The sequence below is a fragment of the Rhizobium album genome (assembly GCF_003122325.1).
GTDB classification, from domain to species: domain Bacteria; phylum Pseudomonadota; class Alphaproteobacteria; order Rhizobiales; family Rhizobiaceae; genus Metarhizobium; species Metarhizobium album.
The window spans coordinates 180,968-195,875 of sequence record NZ_QFBC01000001.1; the positions used below are offsets into that span (position 1 = coordinate 180,968).

The following is a 14,908-nucleotide window of genomic DNA, read 5'->3' on the forward strand; positions in this document are numbered from 1 at the left end:
CCGGTGGTTTCTCCCGGTCTTGTTTGGGCAAGGGTAGAGCGATCAGGCGGCCTCTGCCGGATCGCCCGCCTTTTCCTTGAGCTCGATCTGGCCGGCATTGGCAAGCCGGATGGCTTCCTGGGCGACGGCGCGGCGGGCAATCGCGATTTCGCGCGGATTGATGCCGGTGGTGCCGGTGGAGAGATCCGATTCGATCATGCGGCGCTGGCGCGGGCTGATGCAGACGAGCACGGCTTCGCGGATTTCGTTCGGTGCGCCGCGAAGCGCCATGGTGAGGATGTCGGCGGCAATGTCGTTGAGCAGCATGACGCGGCTGCGTTGTGGCATGTACATGAGGTCTTCGAAAAGGAAGATCCTCGGACGAACCTTGTTGACGGCATCCTTGTTGAGCGATTCCAGCGAGTTGAGCAGGGTATCGACCATCGGCTTGTCGAGTTCGTTCATGAGGTCGGCGACCTTTGCCGTACCGACCGAATTCTTCTCGGCCTCGATTTCGCTCACCAGCTCGTGGACACGGTTTTCGATGATGCTCGCGGCCTTGGGGCTGACGTCGCGCAGGTTGACCGTGCGGTTCATGATGTCGGCCCGGCGGCTGTCGGGAAGCTGCAGCAGCACCTTGGCGCCGAAGGACGACGGGATCATCGAGAGAATATAGGCGATCGTCTGCGGGTGCTCGCGCAGCAGGAACTGCGCCACAAACGCCGGATCGGCGTCCTGGAGGCGATCCCAGATGGAGGATTCGTAGGCCTGGAAGGCGGTGCGGCGGCCGAGCAGGCCATCGACTTCTTCCGGGGTGAGGCCTTCCTCGAGGATGTCCTCGATGGCCTTTGCGTTGTCCATGAGACCCGTTCCCTCGGTGAACAGGTCTTCGAATTCGCTGACCAGTGCCGCCAGTTCATCCGGCGGAATGGTTCTCAGGGTCTGCGCAGAGGAGATGATCAATTGCAGTTCGTGCTGGGTGAAATATTTCAGCAGCCGACCGGCAACCTGCTTGCCCATGGCCAGAAGAACCGCAGCGGCTTTGTCTGGCTGGGAAAGCGGGCTACCGGGAAGCGATCCGCCAAAATCCTCAAAGTCCATCATGGTCTCTCACCTCTCTGTCCCGAACTGGGATCAGGCCTTCTTCGTACTCATAACTTCAATCAACTTGACCCCGAAGCGGGTATCGTCACCATCCAGAACGGTGATTTCGCCGCGGGCAATCTTGCGGCCATTGACCATGATATCGACCGGTTCGCCGATCTTCTTGTCAAGCGCTATGGTTGCACCTTCCTGAAGATTCATCAAGCCGGAGACTTGCATGCGGCTGGTCCCGAGAATGATCTGGACTTCGATCGGGATGTCCATGATCAGGTCGAGGTTGGAGTTGAGCGCGCTGCCCGGCTCCTGCATGCGGGAGGACGAGCGGCTGCTCGATCCGCCGGAAGAAAAACTCGGGCTGCTGTCGAAGCTGCCGCCGAAGTCGCTGGCAGCACTCGTCGTTGCGCCGAAATCGTCGCCGCCGAAGGCCGAGAGATCGGCTGCCCCGCCGAAATCGCTGCCCGGCAGCTCACCGTCGGCATCGCTCTTGAGCACGCCGCGCAGATCGTCGATGGCCTGCTCCAGGTCGGCGTCATTGCCGGGAGCGTCCATGGAGAAGTCTGTGTCCAAAGGGGTTTTCTTGGTAGCCATGAAAATCACTATTCCAGTTGAAACTTGCCTCAACCTGCCTTCGCTGCAGTGCGGCGGAAAATCGCTTAACCCATCAGGTGGCGGAGGATCTCGTCTTCGGTGCTGACGTTATCGGTGACCCGGACCATGTAGTTGGCGCCGGCCTTGCCGAGTTCGCAGACATACATGTCCTTGCCGTTGGCGCTGATGTCGACCTGGACGTCTTCCTTGTCGTGGAAGGGGATCACGTCGCCGACAGCGAGCTTGGAAATCGTCCGCAAGGTCAGCGAATCAAGCCGGATGCGGGCCTGCAGCGTCACATGCGAGCGGCGAACCTGCTCGCCGATCTGGTCGCCCCAGTCCTTCTGGCCCTTCGGCGCCTGATTGCGCGACTTCGGCAGGGTGACGTTGGTTTTCAGCAAGGCCTTCTGCGGAACGACAAGTGCGAACTCGCCGACCACCGAACCGATGCCGATCGTCATCTTGAAAGCCGCAGCGAAATCGTCCGCCTCACCGGCCGGGCTTACCCGGTCCTCGGCATTGCGGGGACGCTGGATCGTGGCTTCGAAACCGCCAGGCGCGTTGACGCCCGAACGCAGCACGCTGCCGATCTTGTCGAAAACCATCGTCGCCAGGTCGAGTTCGATGCGCGAGAGCGGCCGCTCGATCGGTTCCTCGATCGCGTCCGGCGAAGCACCGAGCAGGTTTTCCATCAGGGTAATGATGAAGTTGTTGCCGCAGGTCAGCACATAGTGCGGGCACCAGTTGCGCAGCGATGCATTGGCGATGACGATATCGTCGCCGAGATCGGTGATGAGATCCGTCATCAGGCCGGTTTCGCAACCCGTATAACCGACCTTGACGTTCAGGCCGGTCTCGCTCTTGAAGACGTCGGGAAGAAATTCCGTATAGAGCTGGCCGAATTCGGCGCAGAGCCTGGCGATGGATTTCTGGTCGCCCAACCCGCCGGTCAGTTTGGCGAGCAGGGCGGGATTCATTCCATATTTGGCGGATGCTACTGTCATAGGAGTCACGCTGCCTTGTTTTCGCCGCCAGGATTCATCATTTCCTGTTCAACGGCATCGATTGACGGGCGTTCGTAAGCGGAGATCGTCTTGCGGCCATATTCGAGCGCGACCTGCGGGACCGAGCCGTTCATATAGGCAAGCAAGGTCTGCTTGACGATGATGTAGAGACGGTGCTGCTTGCTGCGGACGACCTTGATCTGGGAAACCAGCGGGTTGCAGACCGAGTAGGACAAGAGAATGCCGAGGAAGGTGCCGACGAGTGCGGCGCCGATCAGGTGACCGAGAACTTCCGGCGACTCGTTGATGGCGCCCATGGCCTTGATAACGCCGAGAACGGCGGCGACGATACCGATGGCCGGGAAGGAATCGCCCATGATCGAGATGGCGTTATAGGGCTTCATCTTGTCGTGCTGGAGCGTGTTGAGCTCCTCGTCCATCAGCGCTTCGATTTCGTGCGAACGGGCATTGCCGATGATGATCAGGCGCACGTAGTCGCAGATGAAGGCCGTCAGTTCCTTGTTCTTGAGAACGGTCGGCGCCGACTGGAAGATGGTCGATTCGTCGGGATTGTCGATGTGTGCCTCGATCTCGTTGCGCGACTTGGTGCGCAGGTCGCGCATCAGCGAATAGAGAACACCCAGCGTATCAAGGTAGTGACGCTCCTTCGGTACGGCGTGCTTGAAGGCCTCGCCAAGCGCCTTTCCCGAATCCTTTACGACTTTCATCGGGTTGGCCATGATGAAGCCACCCAGGCCGGCGCCGCCGATGATGACGAATTCGAACGGCTGGAATAGCACCTCGACGTGACCACCCATGGCCATGAAGCTGCCGATGATACAGCCGCAGGTAATCACAAATCCGATGATAATATTCATTTTGAGCCTGCATCCGAGCGTTGTTCTTCATCGAGACGGATACGGTTTCTGGCTTGCGTGAAGCTGAATCGGACGGCCGGTTGCGGATGCGCGGCGGCAAACAGTTTCGCGCAAGGCTTTGCCGCCATTAATGCCGCAGACGCCCTTGCGGCAAATGTCCATCAAACACGGCGGTGATCTCGTGACGACGACATACACAAGCTACCGGCTGATCAGTCAGGACCTCACGACGTCGCTTGAACGGGTGGCTGCCAAGCCTGACGTCAAGCGCGAAACGGAATATTACCTGTCGAAGATCGGCGATATCAAGTCGATCGACGATTTCATGGCCGATTCCCGCCTTTATAATTACGCGCTCAAGGCGCACGGTCTGGAAGACATGGCTTATGCCAAGGCTTTCATTCGCAAGGTGCTGACCGAAGGCGTGGACGACAAGGAAGCCTTCGCCAACAAGCTCGCCGACAGCCGTTACGGCGACCTGGTGAAGTCGCTGAATTTTGCCACGCACGGCGCGGCGGCAACGTCCTTCGACCGTGCGACGAAGGGTGTGGTCGACAAATACACGCGCCAGACGCTGGAACAGGACGCCGGCAACGACAACAACGGCGTGCGCCTCGCTCTCTATTTCGAGCGCACGGCATCGACGATCAAGTCCGGTCTCGACATTCTCGCCGACGACGCTCTGATCCAGGTGGTTCGCACCACGTTGCAGATGCCGGCGGAAACGATAGCGACCGATATCGACAAGCAGGCGGCCTATCTCGACCGTGTCCTCAACATCGCGGATTTTAAGGATCCGGAGAAGGTCGGCAAGTTCCTCGAGCGCTTCACCGCCATGTGGGAAATGGAGAATCCGTCCGACAACTACGATCCGCTCGCCGTCTTCGGCGGTTCCTCCGGCCACGGCATTTCCACCGATCTCCTGCTTTCTATCAATAATCTCAAACTTGGAGGCAGCTAATGCAGTCCGGGATCTATGTCTCTCTTTCCTCGCAGATTGCACTCGAGCGACGCCTGACCACCATCGCCGACAATATGGCGAACATGAACACGGCCGGCTTTCGCGCCACCGACGTCAAGTTCGACGAGGTGATGAGCAATACGCAGAACGACATGAACGCCAAGATCGCGTTCGTCTCGCAGGGCAACGACTACCTGTCCACCCGCCAGGGCCAGTTCGACAAGACCGGCAACCCGCTCGACTTTGCCGTCAAGGGTGATGCGTGGTTCGCCATCGATACACCGGCCGGCCAGGTGCTGACGCGCGACGGGCGTTTCACGCTCAAGGATACCGGCGAGCTCGTCTCGTCGCAGGGCTATCCGGTTCTGGATGCCGGCGGCGCGCCGATCCAGATCGATCGCTCCGGCGGCGAGATTTCCGTCGCCATCGACGGCACCATCCGCCAGAACGACACGCAGGTCGGCTCGATCGGCATCTTCAAGGCGGATATCTCCAAGGGTTTCATCCGCTATGAAAACAGCGGCGTCATCACCACGGACCGGCCGCAGCCGGTGGTCGACGATTCCACCTCGGGCGTCATGCAGGGTTACATCGAGCAGTCGAACGTCAACGGCATCGCCGAAATGACGCAGCTCATCCAGGTCAATCGCGCCTTCGAGAGCGTCTCGGCTCTGATGCGCGACAGCGAGACGTCCATCCAGGAAGCCATCAAGACGCTCGGCGGCAGCGCCTGAGCCCGGATAAAGCCCGATGATCGAAGAGCAGTCCGCCGGTATCCACCCGTCACGCAAGCTGGCCCATCTCGCCAGCCTGGTGAACCGGTATGCCAATCCCGATTACTCCGTCACGCATGGCGGACATGTTCAGACGATAGCCGCCGGCCATTATACGGTCAGCGGGCTGTCGCGGCATGTCCGGCTCGGCGAATTCGTGGGGCACCGCAGCCCGACCGGCATCCATCTCGGCGAAGTGGTGCGGGTCGAACCGGAAGTCGTCTATGTCTGCCCGATCGAGCCGGGCGAGCCGATCGGCATCCACGATGTGGTGATCCGCAAGGGCGCCTTCCGTGTCGCGCCCGACGACAGCTGGTGCGGACGCACCATCAATGCGCTTGGCGAGCCCATCGATGGCAAGGGGCCGCTGGTTTCCGGAACGATGCGCCGGCCGATCTCCAACACCGCGCCGCCGTCGATGACGCGCAAGCGGGTGGAGCAGGGTTTCAAGACCGGTGTGCGCGCTATCGATATCTTTTCCCCGCTTTGCCTCGGCCAGCGTCTCGGCGTGTTCGCCGGGTCCGGCGTCGGTAAGTCGACGCTTCTTTCGATGCTTGCCCGCGCCGATGCCTTCGACCGCGTGGTGATCGCGCTGGTCGGCGAACGCGGCCGCGAAGTGCGCGAATTCATCGAAGATACGCTGGGCGACAACATGTCCAAGTCGATCGCGGTCGTCGCCACCAGCGACGAGAGCCCGATGCTGCGCAAGATGGCGCCGCTTTCGGCCATGACCATCGCCGAACATTTTCGCGACCAGGGCGATAACGTGCTGCTCATCGTCGATAGCGTCACGCGTTTTGCTCACGCCATCCGCGAGGTCGCGGTCGCCGCCGGCGAACCGCCGATCGCGCGCGGCTATCCCGCATCGGTCTTCACCGAGTTGCCGCGGTTGCTGGAGCGCGGCGGGCCGGGGCCGGAGGGGTCGGGCACCATCACCGCGATCATCTCCATCCTGGTGGACGGCGACAACCACAACGATCCGATCGCCGACTCCACCCGCGGCATTCTCGACGGCCACATCGTGCTGGAGCGCAGCCTGGCGGACGAAGGGCGGTATCCGCCGGTCAATCCGCTGTCCTCGATCTCGCGACTGGCGCGCAAGGCCTGGACGCCGGACCAGGAAAAGCTGGTATCGCGTTTGAAATCCCTCATTCATCGTTTCGAGGAAACCCGGGACCTGCGGCTGATCGGCGGTTACCGTCCCGGCGCCGACCCCGATCTCGACATGGCGGTGAAGCAGGTTCCCATCATCTACGACGTGCTGAAGCAGTCTCCGGGCGACCGGCCGTCGCTGGATGCCTTCACCGATCTCGCCACCGGTCTGAAGAACGGTTCCGGCAACGTCAATCAACCGATGGCTAGGAGAGCGTAGCGATGGCCAGAAAGAAAAAAGCCAGGATCGCCGATATCGCTGTCAATCTGGATGCGCCGCCGCGCGCGTCACGGACAGGCGATCGCGTCCTGACTATACTGGGCCTCTCCATTGCCGCCGCCGCCGCCTTCTTTCCCTGGTACGTCTTTTTCAACGCCGACAAGTTCGGCGTACAGATGACCAATTGGGACGGCACGCGCGATCTGCCGGACCTGCCGCCCCGTAACGTCTTCAGCGTCTCGCCGCTGGCGATGACCGACAATACGGAAAACACCGCCGAACCGCTCGACGACCTGGTGACGGCGACCGTCGCCAACACAGGCGACAGGAAGAAGCGGAATATCAAGGAAGACCAGCCGTTCCCGGGCAAGAGCGATTTCCGCCTGCTGCACGTGGCGAACGGCCGCGCGCTGATCGAGGATTCGAGCGGCATGTACATGGTGCGCGTCGGTTCGATCCTGCCGGACGAAAGCCGCCTTGCAAGCCTCGAGCAGCGTGAAGGCAAATGGGTGATCGTCACCTCGAACGGCAATATCTACAGCGCCAACTGAAGCGCTGCAGCAAGCGTGTTTGACGGGCGCGGCAGGTCATGCCGCGCCCTTTCGCGTTCCTGGACAGCCGATCCGGGCTGTCCTCGCCTTCCTGCAAAATCTGCGCCGAACACCGTCTTTTCCGGCGTTTCTCCGTAAGTCCCACGCAAGATTAGCAGCATAGGGTCGGGACAGTAAAAGTCGGAGAGTCGCTTATGCAGCCTATCCAGTTGTTCGATCTCGCGTCCCGCCAGGCCTCGTGGCTTTCGGTACGCCAGCAGGTGGTTTCCACCAACATCGCCAATGCAAACACGCCGAAGTACATGGCCAAGGATGTGACGCCGTTCAACGCCGTCCTGGATTCGACGCCTGTTCGCATGGCGCGCACCAACCCCGGGCACATGACCGACAGCAGTCAACTCAGCGACGAAGTCGATGTGGTCAAGGCAAAGCTGGATCAGGAAATCGGCGTCCAGGAATCCGGCAACAGCGTCGGTATCGTCGAGGAAATGAGCAAGACCGGCGAAATCAAGCGCCAGTACGAGCTGAATGCCGCGCTGGTGAAATCCTTTCATCGCATGATGTTGATGACCTTGAAGAAGTAGGACCATGGATCCCCTTGCAGCCTCAATGAAAATCTCGGGCAGCGGACTGGAAACCCAGTCCACCCGCCTGCGCATCGTTTCGGAAAACATCGCCAATGCGCGCTCGACGGGCGACACCCCCGGTGCCGATCCCTATCGCCGCAAGACGATCACCTTCGGCAGCGAACTCGACAAGGCGACGGGCGGCACGCTTGCCACCGTCAAGAAGTTCGGCGTCGATCGCTCGAAGTACACCGAGGAATACGACCCCGGCAATCCGGCGGCCGACGAGAAAGGCATCGTCAAGATGCCGAACGTCAACATGCTGGTCGAAATGGCCGACATGCGCGAAGCCAACCGGTCCTACGAAGCCAACCTGCAAACCATCAAGCAGACGCGTGAGCTGATCGCTGCGACGCTTGATCTTCTGAAAGCATCGCAATGATCAATGCAATCAACGCTGTAAGCGCGCTTGGCATGACCCGGGGCATCGGCGATGTCTCGCTCGACGCCGCCCAGCAGGCCCTCTCTCCGCAGCAGGCGACCGGCGGCCTCGCCACCGGGCTGACCTTCGGCGAAGTGCTCGGCAACATGACGACCGAAGCCATCACCAACCTGAAGGGCGCGGAAGCCGCCTCCTTCGCCGGTATCAAGGGTGAAATCAGCACCCGCGAAGTCGTCGATGCGGTGATGCAGGGCGAACAGTCGCTGCAGACCGCCATCGCACTGCGCGACAAGGTCGTCACGGCCTTCCTCGATATCACCCGGATGCAGATCTAAAGCGTAAAGGATCAAGATCATGAGAGCTCTTGCCATTGCAGCCACCGGCATGGATGCCCAGCAGACCAACCTCGAGGTGATCGCGAACAACATCGCGAACATCAACACCACCGGCTTCAAGCGGGCGCGCGCCGAATTTTCCGACCTGCTCTATCAGACCGAGCGCGCCGCCGGCGTACCGAACCGCGCTAACCAGGCCATCGTGCCGGAAGGCGCCAACATTGGTCTCGGCGTCAAGACCTCGGCGGTGCGCAACCTGCACCTCCAGGGCCAGCTGGCCGAAACCGGCAACGACCTCGACGTCGCGCTGATCGGCAAGGGTTTCTTCCAGATCCAGACGCCGGACGGCGGCACGTTCTACACCCGCGCCGGTTCGTTCAACAAGAATGCCGACGGCCAGCTCGTCACCATCGACGGCTATACCGTCACGCCGGGCATCGTCTTCCAGCAGGACGACACCGACATCGAGATCAGCCGCAGCGGCCTCGTCACCGCCAAGGTGCTGAATGCCGCCAGCGGCCAGATGGAAGTCCAGGAGCGTGGCCAGTTGCAGATCGCCAACTTCGTCAACGAAGCCGGCCTGCAGCCGCTCGGCGACAACCTCTTCGCGCAGACGCCGGCTTCCGGCGAGCCCGTCGTCGACAATCCGGACACCCAGGGCTTCGGTTACCTGAAGCAGAATTACCTGGAATCCTCCAACGTCGACGCCGTCCGTGAAATCACCGAGCTGATCTCGGCGCAGCGTGCCTACGAAATGAACTCCAAGGTGATCACCACCGCCGACGAAATGGCCTCCATCGTCAGCAAGAACCTGAAGTAAGTCCTTTAAAAAGAGGGTGGCAAATATGAGATTTCGCCGCAAGAGCAGCCTGATCGGGAAGAATGTCGTCGGAACGGTTTTCGTCCTTCTCTTCTCTGGCGCAATCCACACGGCCACGGCGGACATGGGTTACGCCGTGGTGCCGACCTCCACGATCTATCCGGGCGAAGAAATTACCGCCAACCGGGTCGAGGAGGTCGAGGTCACCAATCCCAAGCTGACCGGCGGCTACGCACAGCGCGCCGGAGAGGTGGTCGGCCTCGTGACCAAGCGCACGCTGCTGGCCGGCCGCACCATCCAGCTTTCCTCCTTGCGCGAACCCTATGCCGTCCAGCGCGGCACGAACGTGCGCATCACCTTCACGCTCGGCAATCTGGCGATCTCCGCTTCCGGCGCTCCGATGCAGGACGCGTCGGTCGGAGACGTGATCCGCGTCCGCAATCTCGATTCCGGCATTATCGTCAGCGGCACCGTCATGCAGGACGGCACTATCCACGTGGTGGCTAAATGAGCAAATTGCGTTTCCTGTCTACGATCATTCTGGCCGCTGTCTTGAGCGTTGTCGGCGTCGGTGCCGCCAACGCCGTTTCCTCGCGCATCAAGGACATCGCCTCGCTGCAGTCCGGCCGCGACAACCAGCTGATCGGCTACGGCCTGATCGTCGGTCTGCAGGGCAGCGGCGACAGCCTGCGTTCGTCGCCGTTTACCGAGCAGTCGATGCGCGCCATGCTGCAGAACCTTGGCATTTCGACCCAGGGCGGCCAGTCGAGCGCCAAGAACGTCGCCGCCGTCATGGTGACCGCAAACCTGCCGCCCTTTGCAAGCCCCGGCAGCCGCATCGACGTGTCGGTCAGCTCGCTGGGCGACGCCACCTCGCTGCGCGGCGGCACGCTGATCATGACCTCGCTCTCCGGCGCAGACGGCCAGATCTATGCCGTCGCCCAGGGTGCCGTCATCGTTTCCGGGTTCCAGGCGCAAGGCGAGGCGGCCACGGTCACCGAGGGCGTGACGACCGGCGGGCGCGTGCCGAACGGTGCGATCATCGAGCGCGAGCTGCCGTCGAAGTTCAAGGATTCCATCGACCTGGTGCTGCAACTGCGCAATCCGGATTTCACCACGGCCGTCAGCGTCGCCGACGTGATCAACAGCTATGCCGCCAAGCAGTTCGGCGGCGCCATCGCCGAGCCGCGCGATTCGCAGGAAGTGATGATCATGAAGCCGAAGTCGGCCGATCTGACGCGGCTGATGGCGGATATCGAAAACCTGGTGGTCGAGACCGACACGCCGGCCAAGGTGGTCGTCAACGAACGCACCGGAACGATCGTCATCGGCGCCGACGTGCGCGTTTCCAAGGTCGCCGTCAGCTACGGCACGCTGACCGTGCAGGTCACCGAAACGCCGCAGATCATCCAGCCGGAACCTTTCTCGCGCGGCGAGACGGCGGTGCAGCCGCAGACTGATATCCAGGCGCAGAAGGACGGCGGCCGCGTGGCGATCCTCGATGGCCCGGACCTGCGCACCCTCGTCTCCGGCCTCAACAGCATCGGCGTCAAGCCCGACGGGATCATCTCGATCCTGCAAGGCATCAAATCGGCCGGCGCACTGCAAGCGGAGCTTGTCATCCAATGACCCCATCCCGTTTTCCCACCCCATCGACGCGGCCCTGGCTGACATTCGTCCTGCCGGCCGTTTTCCTCGGGCTGTCCGCCATTCCCGGCGCCTTCGCCCAGGAAAAGCCGAAGGCGCTCACCGAGATGAGCTCGGAAGAAGAGATCAAGCAGTTCTGCACCAACATCGCAGACGCCGCACGCGATCGCCGCTACCTGCTGCAGAAGCAGGAACTGGAAAAACTCCAGAGCGACGTCGATGCGCGTATCGCCATCATGGAGAAGCGCAAGGCGGAATACGAAGACTGGCTGAAGCGGCGCAACGATTTCATGAAGCAGGCGGAAGCCGGACTGGTCGACGTCTACAAGACGATGAAGGCCGATGCCGCCGCACCGCAGCTCGAAAAGATGGACATCGTGCTGGCGGCAGCCATCGTCATGCGCCTGCCGGCCCGGCAATCGGGCCTCATCCTGGCTGAAATGGACGCCGAGAAGGCGGCGATGGTTGCTTCGATCATGTCGAGCGCGTCCGACCCCAATACCTCGAAGGATCCCTCATGACGAAGCGTCTCACCGCCCTCCTGGCCGCCGCCCTTTTGGCCGGCTGCTCGAACACGACCGTTCGTGAGATCGGCAACGCGCCTTCGATGAGCCCGATCGGCAGCGGCCTGCAATATTCGCAGACGCCGCAGATGGCGATGTATCCGAAGCAGCCGCAGAGCATGAACCGCGGTTACTCGCTGTGGAATGATTCTCAGGCGGCGCTGTTCAAGGATTCGCGCGCCATCAACATGGGCGATATCCTGACGGTCAACATCCAGATCAACGACAGGGCCGATTTCAACAACGAAACCGAACGCAACCGCGCCAACAAGAGCAATCTCGGCTGGAAAGCGAATGCGCAGATCTTCGGCTGGAAGCCGGAGACGGATTCGAGCGTCGGCTTCGGCTCCGATACGGACACGCAGGCCAAGGGCAAGACGAAGCGCTCGGAAAAGCTGACGCTGCTCGTCGCCGCCGTCGTGACCGGCGTTCTCGAAAACGGCAACCTCCTGATCAGCGGCTCCCAGGAAGTCCGCGTCAACCACGAGATCCGTATTCTCAACGTCGCCGGTATCGTCCGGCCGCAGGACGTCGATTCGCAGAACACCATCTCCTACGAAAAGATTGCCGAAGCCCGCATCTCCTACGGCGGCCGCGGCCGCCTGACGGAAGTGCAGCAGCCCCCGGTCGGCCAGCAGGTCGTCGACCTGTTCTCGCCGATCTGATGGCCGGGACGGTTCGCAACCACAAGGACGGATAGGAAGCAATGGCTGAACTGGAAAACGCCGAATCGACCGGGAAGAAAAAGAAGTCCGGTGCCATGCCGCTGGTCATCGCGCTGGTCGTGCTGACGGCGATCGGCGGCGGCGGCGGTTGGGTCATCGGCGGTATGCTCGCCGGGAAGCTTCAACCGGCGGCCGAGGAAAAGGCTGCCGAAGCCAAGAAGGAAAAAGAGGGCGAGAAGAAAAAGGAAGGCGAGGGACTGCCGCATATCTCGAACGAGACCACCGGCGTGGTGGCGCTTGAGCCGATCACCACCAATCTTGCCTATCCCTCCGAAAGCTGGATCCGGCTCGAGGTGGCGCTGATGTTCAAGGACAAGCCCGACGTCAAGGTTTCCGAAGAGGTGCACCAGGACATCCTCTTCTATCTGCGGACGGTGTCGCTGCAGCAGATCGAAGGGCCGCGCGGCTTTCAATATCTTCGGGATGACATTCAGGAACGTGTTGACCAGCGTTCGCAGGGGCGAGTAACCAAGGTCATGTTCAGGACCTTTGTGATCGAATGATTCGATTTCTTCTTCTTCTCGGTGCCATGATGGCGCTACCCGGTGTGGCGGAAGCCCAGCAGCTTCCGACAGACCTTTTGAATATTCCGGTGGACGGTTCCGCCGCAGCCTGGATCATCCGCACCTTCGGTCTTTTGACCGTGCTGTCAGTTGCGCCCGGCATCCTGATCATGGTCACCAGTTTCCCCCGCTTCGTGATCGCATTTTCTATCCTGCGTTCAGGCATGGGCCTGGCAACGACGCCTTCCAACATGATTCTCCTCAGCCTGGCGCTGTTCATGACCTTCTATGTCATGTCGCCGACGCTCGATCGCTCATGGAACGACGGCGTTCGTCCGCTTCTGGAGAACCGCCTGACCGAGGCGGAGGCCGTCGAGCGCATAGCCGAGCCGTTCCGCACCTTCATGGCTGCCAATACCCGCGACAAGGACCTGGCGCTGTTCGTCGACATCGCCCGCGAACGCGGACAGGCGGTCGGCACCGGCGACCGCATCGACTACCGGGTCCTCGTTCCCGCCTTCATGATTTCCGAGATCCGCCGCGGTTTCGAAATCGGCTTCCTGATCATCCTTCCCTTCCTGGTCATCGACCTGATCGTTGCCACCATCACCATGGCCATGGGCATGATGATGTTGCCGCCGACATCGATCTCGCTGCCGTTCAAGATCCTTTTCTTCGTCCTGATCGATGGCTGGAACCTGCTCGTAGGGAGCTTGGTTCGCTCTTTTTCATAATAAAAACAATTATTTGGGAAAAATTAACTATAAATTTTCGATTTTTACCATTTGTTAGCCATAGTCAGAGCCGCCTTTGTCGCGGGCGCTCAAATTAATTGATTTGAAACGGCTGGCCCCTAGTGTGAACCTCACATGACGGGTTTGGTTTTTGGCCGTAGGGCAGAACCGAGAGGCATGAAGCCGAGCCGCCATCACCGGTAAGTTATAAGTCCGGTATGTCCCTCTCTTTTTTTGTTTTGCGTAACCAAAGGGACAATCCCATGACCAGCATTATCACCAACAACTCTGCAATGGCCGCTCTGAACACGCTGCGGTCCATCAGCAACAACATGAACGAGACGCAGAGCCGTATTTCTTCGGGTCTCAAGGTTCAGTCGGCAGCCGACAACGCAGCCTATTGGTCGATCGCAACGACCATGCGTTCGGACAACAGCGCGCTTTCCGGCGTACAGGACGCCATCGGCTTGGCCTCTGCCAAGACCGACACCGCATACACCGGTCTGCAGGCCGCGATCGACGTCGTTTCTGAAATCAAGACCAAGCTCGTTGCTGCCCGCGAACCGGGTGTCGACAAGGACAAGATCAACAAGGAACTGACCGAACTCAAGTCGCAGCTGACGTCGATCTCGCAGTCTTCTTCCTTCAACGGTGAAAACTGGCTCTACAACGACACGACGACTGCAGTCGGTACCAAGGAAATGGTCGGCTCCTTCGTTCGTGCCACCGACGGCAGCGTATCGATCAAGACCATCGACTTCAACGCCGCAACCTCGGTTCTGATCGACATGAAGACCCAAGGCAACGGCGTTCTGACGAAGGGCGTCTCCAACTCTGTGACCGGTACGGCGACCACCTACTACCTCGTGGCAGCAAGCACGGCCACGGGTACGCTGGTCTCGCTGACGACCTCCACGAGCGACGATACTGTCGAGGCCATGGTTTCGGCCGTAGACTCGATGCTGAAGACGATGACCGACGTCGCCGCGACGCTGGGCGCGACCAACAGCCGTCTGGATACCCAGAAGGAATTCGTGAAGGATCTTCGCGACGTGATCACTGCTGGCGTAGGCCGCCTCGTCGACGCAGATATGAACGAAGAGTCGACCCGACTGAAGGCTTTGCAGACGCAGCAGCAGCTGGGCATCCAGGCTCTGTCGATCGCCAACTCGAACGCCGACAACGTCCTGTCCCTGTTCCGTTAATCGGTACACCTGCTTCGTAACGGTCAAAGACGAAGCGTTAAAACAATGTAAACCGCGTCTGCAAAGGCGCGGTTTTTTATTTACCTTTGTTACTCGATTTTTAAAGTTCGAGCTTCAATGCTTTTAAGTTTTGTTAACCATAATCGTGTTTTCTGCAG

At 60.6% G+C, this 14,908-nt stretch carries 19 protein-coding genes; 15 read left to right on the forward strand and 4 right to left on the reverse strand.

Going from position 1 to position 14,908, the window contains the following annotated elements:
- Positions 1-42 precede the first annotated feature (42 nt).
- The 4 genes from fliG to motA form a co-directional block, all read right to left on the reverse strand.
- The gene (gene fliG, locus DEM27_RS00915) at positions 43-1,083 is read right to left on the reverse strand and encodes a flagellar motor switch protein FliG (RefSeq protein WP_109456307.1); all 1,041 of its coding nucleotides are present in this window, start codon (positions 1,081-1,083) and stop codon (positions 43-45) included.
- A 30-nt stretch (positions 1,084-1,113) separates the two neighbouring features.
- The gene (fliN, locus tag DEM27_RS00920; protein ID WP_109456308.1) at positions 1,114-1,671 is read right to left on the reverse strand and encodes a flagellar motor switch protein FliN; all 558 of its coding nucleotides are present in this window, start codon (positions 1,669-1,671) and stop codon (positions 1,114-1,116) included.
- Between the two features lie 65 nt (positions 1,672-1,736).
- The gene (locus DEM27_RS00925; RefSeq protein ID WP_109456309.1) at positions 1,737-2,675 is read right to left on the reverse strand and encodes a FliM/FliN family flagellar motor switch protein; all 939 of its coding nucleotides are present in this window, start codon (positions 2,673-2,675) and stop codon (positions 1,737-1,739) included.
- Between the two features lie 5 nt (positions 2,676-2,680).
- Positions 2,681-3,553 carry a flagellar motor stator protein MotA gene (gene motA / locus DEM27_RS00930; RefSeq protein ID WP_109456310.1) on the reverse strand — a complete coding sequence of 291 codons (873 nt, stop codon included), beginning with the start codon at positions 3,551-3,553 and terminating at the stop codon, positions 2,681-2,683.
- Between the two features lie 181 nt (positions 3,554-3,734).
- Here motA and DEM27_RS00935 point away from each other — a divergent pair, with 181 nt between their 5' ends.
- The 15 genes from DEM27_RS00935 to DEM27_RS01005 all read left to right on the forward strand — a co-directional run bounded on the left by DEM27_RS00935 (position 3,735) and on the right by DEM27_RS01005 (position 14,750).
- Positions 3,735-4,514 (forward strand): DUF1217 domain-containing protein, encoded by a 780-nt coding sequence (locus tag DEM27_RS00935; protein WP_109456893.1) that lies wholly within the window; start codon positions 3,735-3,737, stop codon positions 4,512-4,514.
- Positions 4,514-5,248, forward strand: a complete 735-nt coding sequence (gene flgF, locus DEM27_RS00940) for a flagellar basal-body rod protein FlgF (RefSeq protein WP_109456311.1) — start codon at positions 4,514-4,516, stop codon at positions 5,246-5,248. The genes DEM27_RS00935 and flgF overlap by 1 nt, the downstream gene beginning before the upstream one ends.
- Positions 5,249-5,264: 16 nt before the next feature.
- Positions 5,265-6,659, forward strand: a complete 1,395-nt coding sequence (gene fliI / locus DEM27_RS00945) for a flagellar protein export ATPase FliI (RefSeq protein ID WP_109456312.1) — start codon at positions 5,265-5,267, stop codon at positions 6,657-6,659.
- Positions 6,660-6,661: 2 nt separating this feature from the next.
- Positions 6,662-7,210: a flagellar protein gene (locus DEM27_RS00950; protein ID WP_109456313.1), complete on the forward strand. Its 549-nt coding sequence runs from the start codon at positions 6,662-6,664 to the stop codon at positions 7,208-7,210.
- 194 nt (positions 7,211-7,404) lie between these two features.
- Positions 7,405-7,794: a flagellar basal body rod protein FlgB gene (gene flgB / locus DEM27_RS00955; protein WP_109456314.1), complete on the forward strand. Its 390-nt coding sequence runs from the start codon at positions 7,405-7,407 to the stop codon at positions 7,792-7,794.
- A gap of 4 nt (positions 7,795-7,798) precedes the next feature.
- Entirely contained in the window at positions 7,799-8,218 is a 420-nt protein-coding gene (gene flgC / locus DEM27_RS00960) for a flagellar basal body rod protein FlgC (RefSeq protein WP_109456315.1), read from the forward strand.
- On the forward strand, positions 8,215-8,553 hold the full coding sequence (gene fliE, locus DEM27_RS00965; protein ID WP_109456316.1) for a flagellar hook-basal body complex protein FliE: 339 nt from the start codon (positions 8,215-8,217) through the stop codon (positions 8,551-8,553). Before flgC ends, fliE begins: the two co-directional genes overlap by 4 nt.
- Before the next feature lie 19 nt (positions 8,554-8,572).
- Positions 8,573-9,373: a flagellar basal-body rod protein FlgG gene (gene flgG / locus DEM27_RS00970; RefSeq protein ID WP_109456317.1), complete on the forward strand. Its 801-nt coding sequence runs from the start codon at positions 8,573-8,575 to the stop codon at positions 9,371-9,373.
- A 25-nt stretch (positions 9,374-9,398) separates the two neighbouring features.
- Entirely contained in the window at positions 9,399-9,884 is a 486-nt protein-coding gene (flgA, locus tag DEM27_RS00975; protein WP_109456318.1) for a flagellar basal body P-ring formation chaperone FlgA, read from the forward strand.
- Positions 9,881-11,002: a flagellar basal body P-ring protein FlgI gene (locus DEM27_RS00980; RefSeq protein WP_109456319.1), complete on the forward strand. Its 1,122-nt coding sequence runs from the start codon at positions 9,881-9,883 to the stop codon at positions 11,000-11,002. Before flgA ends, DEM27_RS00980 begins: the two co-directional genes overlap by 4 nt.
- Positions 10,999-11,541 carry a MotE family protein gene (locus DEM27_RS00985; protein ID WP_109456320.1) on the forward strand — a complete coding sequence of 181 codons (543 nt, stop codon included), beginning with the start codon at positions 10,999-11,001 and terminating at the stop codon, positions 11,539-11,541. Before DEM27_RS00980 ends, DEM27_RS00985 begins: the two co-directional genes overlap by 4 nt.
- The gene (flgH, locus tag DEM27_RS00990; protein ID WP_109456321.1) at positions 11,538-12,248 is read left to right on the forward strand and encodes a flagellar basal body L-ring protein FlgH; all 711 of its coding nucleotides are present in this window, start codon (positions 11,538-11,540) and stop codon (positions 12,246-12,248) included. The genes DEM27_RS00985 and flgH overlap by 4 nt, the downstream gene beginning before the upstream one ends.
- Before the next feature lie 41 nt (positions 12,249-12,289).
- Positions 12,290-12,811 carry a flagellar basal body-associated FliL family protein gene (locus DEM27_RS00995; RefSeq protein WP_109456322.1) on the forward strand — a complete coding sequence of 174 codons (522 nt, stop codon included), beginning with the start codon at positions 12,290-12,292 and terminating at the stop codon, positions 12,809-12,811.
- On the forward strand, positions 12,808-13,545 hold the full coding sequence (gene fliP / locus DEM27_RS01000; protein ID WP_109456323.1) for a flagellar type III secretion system pore protein FliP: 738 nt from the start codon (positions 12,808-12,810) through the stop codon (positions 13,543-13,545). Before DEM27_RS00995 ends, fliP begins: the two co-directional genes overlap by 4 nt.
- Before the next feature lie 263 nt (positions 13,546-13,808).
- Entirely contained in the window at positions 13,809-14,750 is a 942-nt protein-coding gene (locus DEM27_RS01005) for a flagellin N-terminal helical domain-containing protein (protein WP_109456324.1), read from the forward strand.
- Positions 14,751-14,908 lie beyond the last annotated feature (158 nt).

Bases quoted from the DNA above. Each gene is read 5' to 3' on its own strand.
- fliG (WP_109456307.1), bottom strand. From the start codon at position 1,083: ATGATGGACTTTGAGGATTTTGGCGGATCGCTTCCCGGTAGCCCGCTT.
- fliN (WP_109456308.1), bottom strand. From the start codon at position 1,671: ATGGCTACCAAGAAAACCCCTTTGGACACAGACTTCTCCATGGACGCT.
- DEM27_RS00925 (WP_109456309.1), bottom strand. From the start codon at position 2,675: ATGACAGTAGCATCCGCCAAATATGGAATGAATCCCGCCCTGCTCGCC.
- motA (WP_109456310.1), bottom strand. From the start codon at position 3,553: ATGAATATTATCATCGGATTTGTGATTACCTGCGGCTGTATCATCGGC.
- flgF (WP_109456311.1), top strand. From the start codon at position 4,514: ATGCAGTCCGGGATCTATGTCTCTCTTTCCTCGCAGATTGCACTCGAG.
- fliI (WP_109456312.1), top strand. From the start codon at position 5,265: ATGATCGAAGAGCAGTCCGCCGGTATCCACCCGTCACGCAAGCTGGCC.
- DEM27_RS00950 (WP_109456313.1), top strand. From the start codon at position 6,662: ATGGCCAGAAAGAAAAAAGCCAGGATCGCCGATATCGCTGTCAATCTG.
- flgB (WP_109456314.1), top strand. From the start codon at position 7,405: ATGCAGCCTATCCAGTTGTTCGATCTCGCGTCCCGCCAGGCCTCGTGG.
- flgC (WP_109456315.1), top strand. From the start codon at position 7,799: ATGGATCCCCTTGCAGCCTCAATGAAAATCTCGGGCAGCGGACTGGAA.
- fliE (WP_109456316.1), top strand. From the start codon at position 8,215: ATGATCAATGCAATCAACGCTGTAAGCGCGCTTGGCATGACCCGGGGC.
- flgG (WP_109456317.1), top strand. From the start codon at position 8,573: ATGAGAGCTCTTGCCATTGCAGCCACCGGCATGGATGCCCAGCAGACC.
- flgA (WP_109456318.1), top strand. From the start codon at position 9,399: ATGAGATTTCGCCGCAAGAGCAGCCTGATCGGGAAGAATGTCGTCGGA.
- DEM27_RS00980 (WP_109456319.1), top strand. From the start codon at position 9,881: ATGAGCAAATTGCGTTTCCTGTCTACGATCATTCTGGCCGCTGTCTTG.
- DEM27_RS00985 (WP_109456320.1), top strand. From the start codon at position 10,999: ATGACCCCATCCCGTTTTCCCACCCCATCGACGCGGCCCTGGCTGACA.
- flgH (WP_109456321.1), top strand. From the start codon at position 11,538: ATGACGAAGCGTCTCACCGCCCTCCTGGCCGCCGCCCTTTTGGCCGGC.
- DEM27_RS00995 (WP_109456322.1), top strand. From the start codon at position 12,290: ATGGCTGAACTGGAAAACGCCGAATCGACCGGGAAGAAAAAGAAGTCC.
- fliP (WP_109456323.1), top strand. From the start codon at position 12,808: ATGATTCGATTTCTTCTTCTTCTCGGTGCCATGATGGCGCTACCCGGT.
- DEM27_RS01005 (WP_109456324.1), top strand. From the start codon at position 13,809: ATGACCAGCATTATCACCAACAACTCTGCAATGGCCGCTCTGAACACG.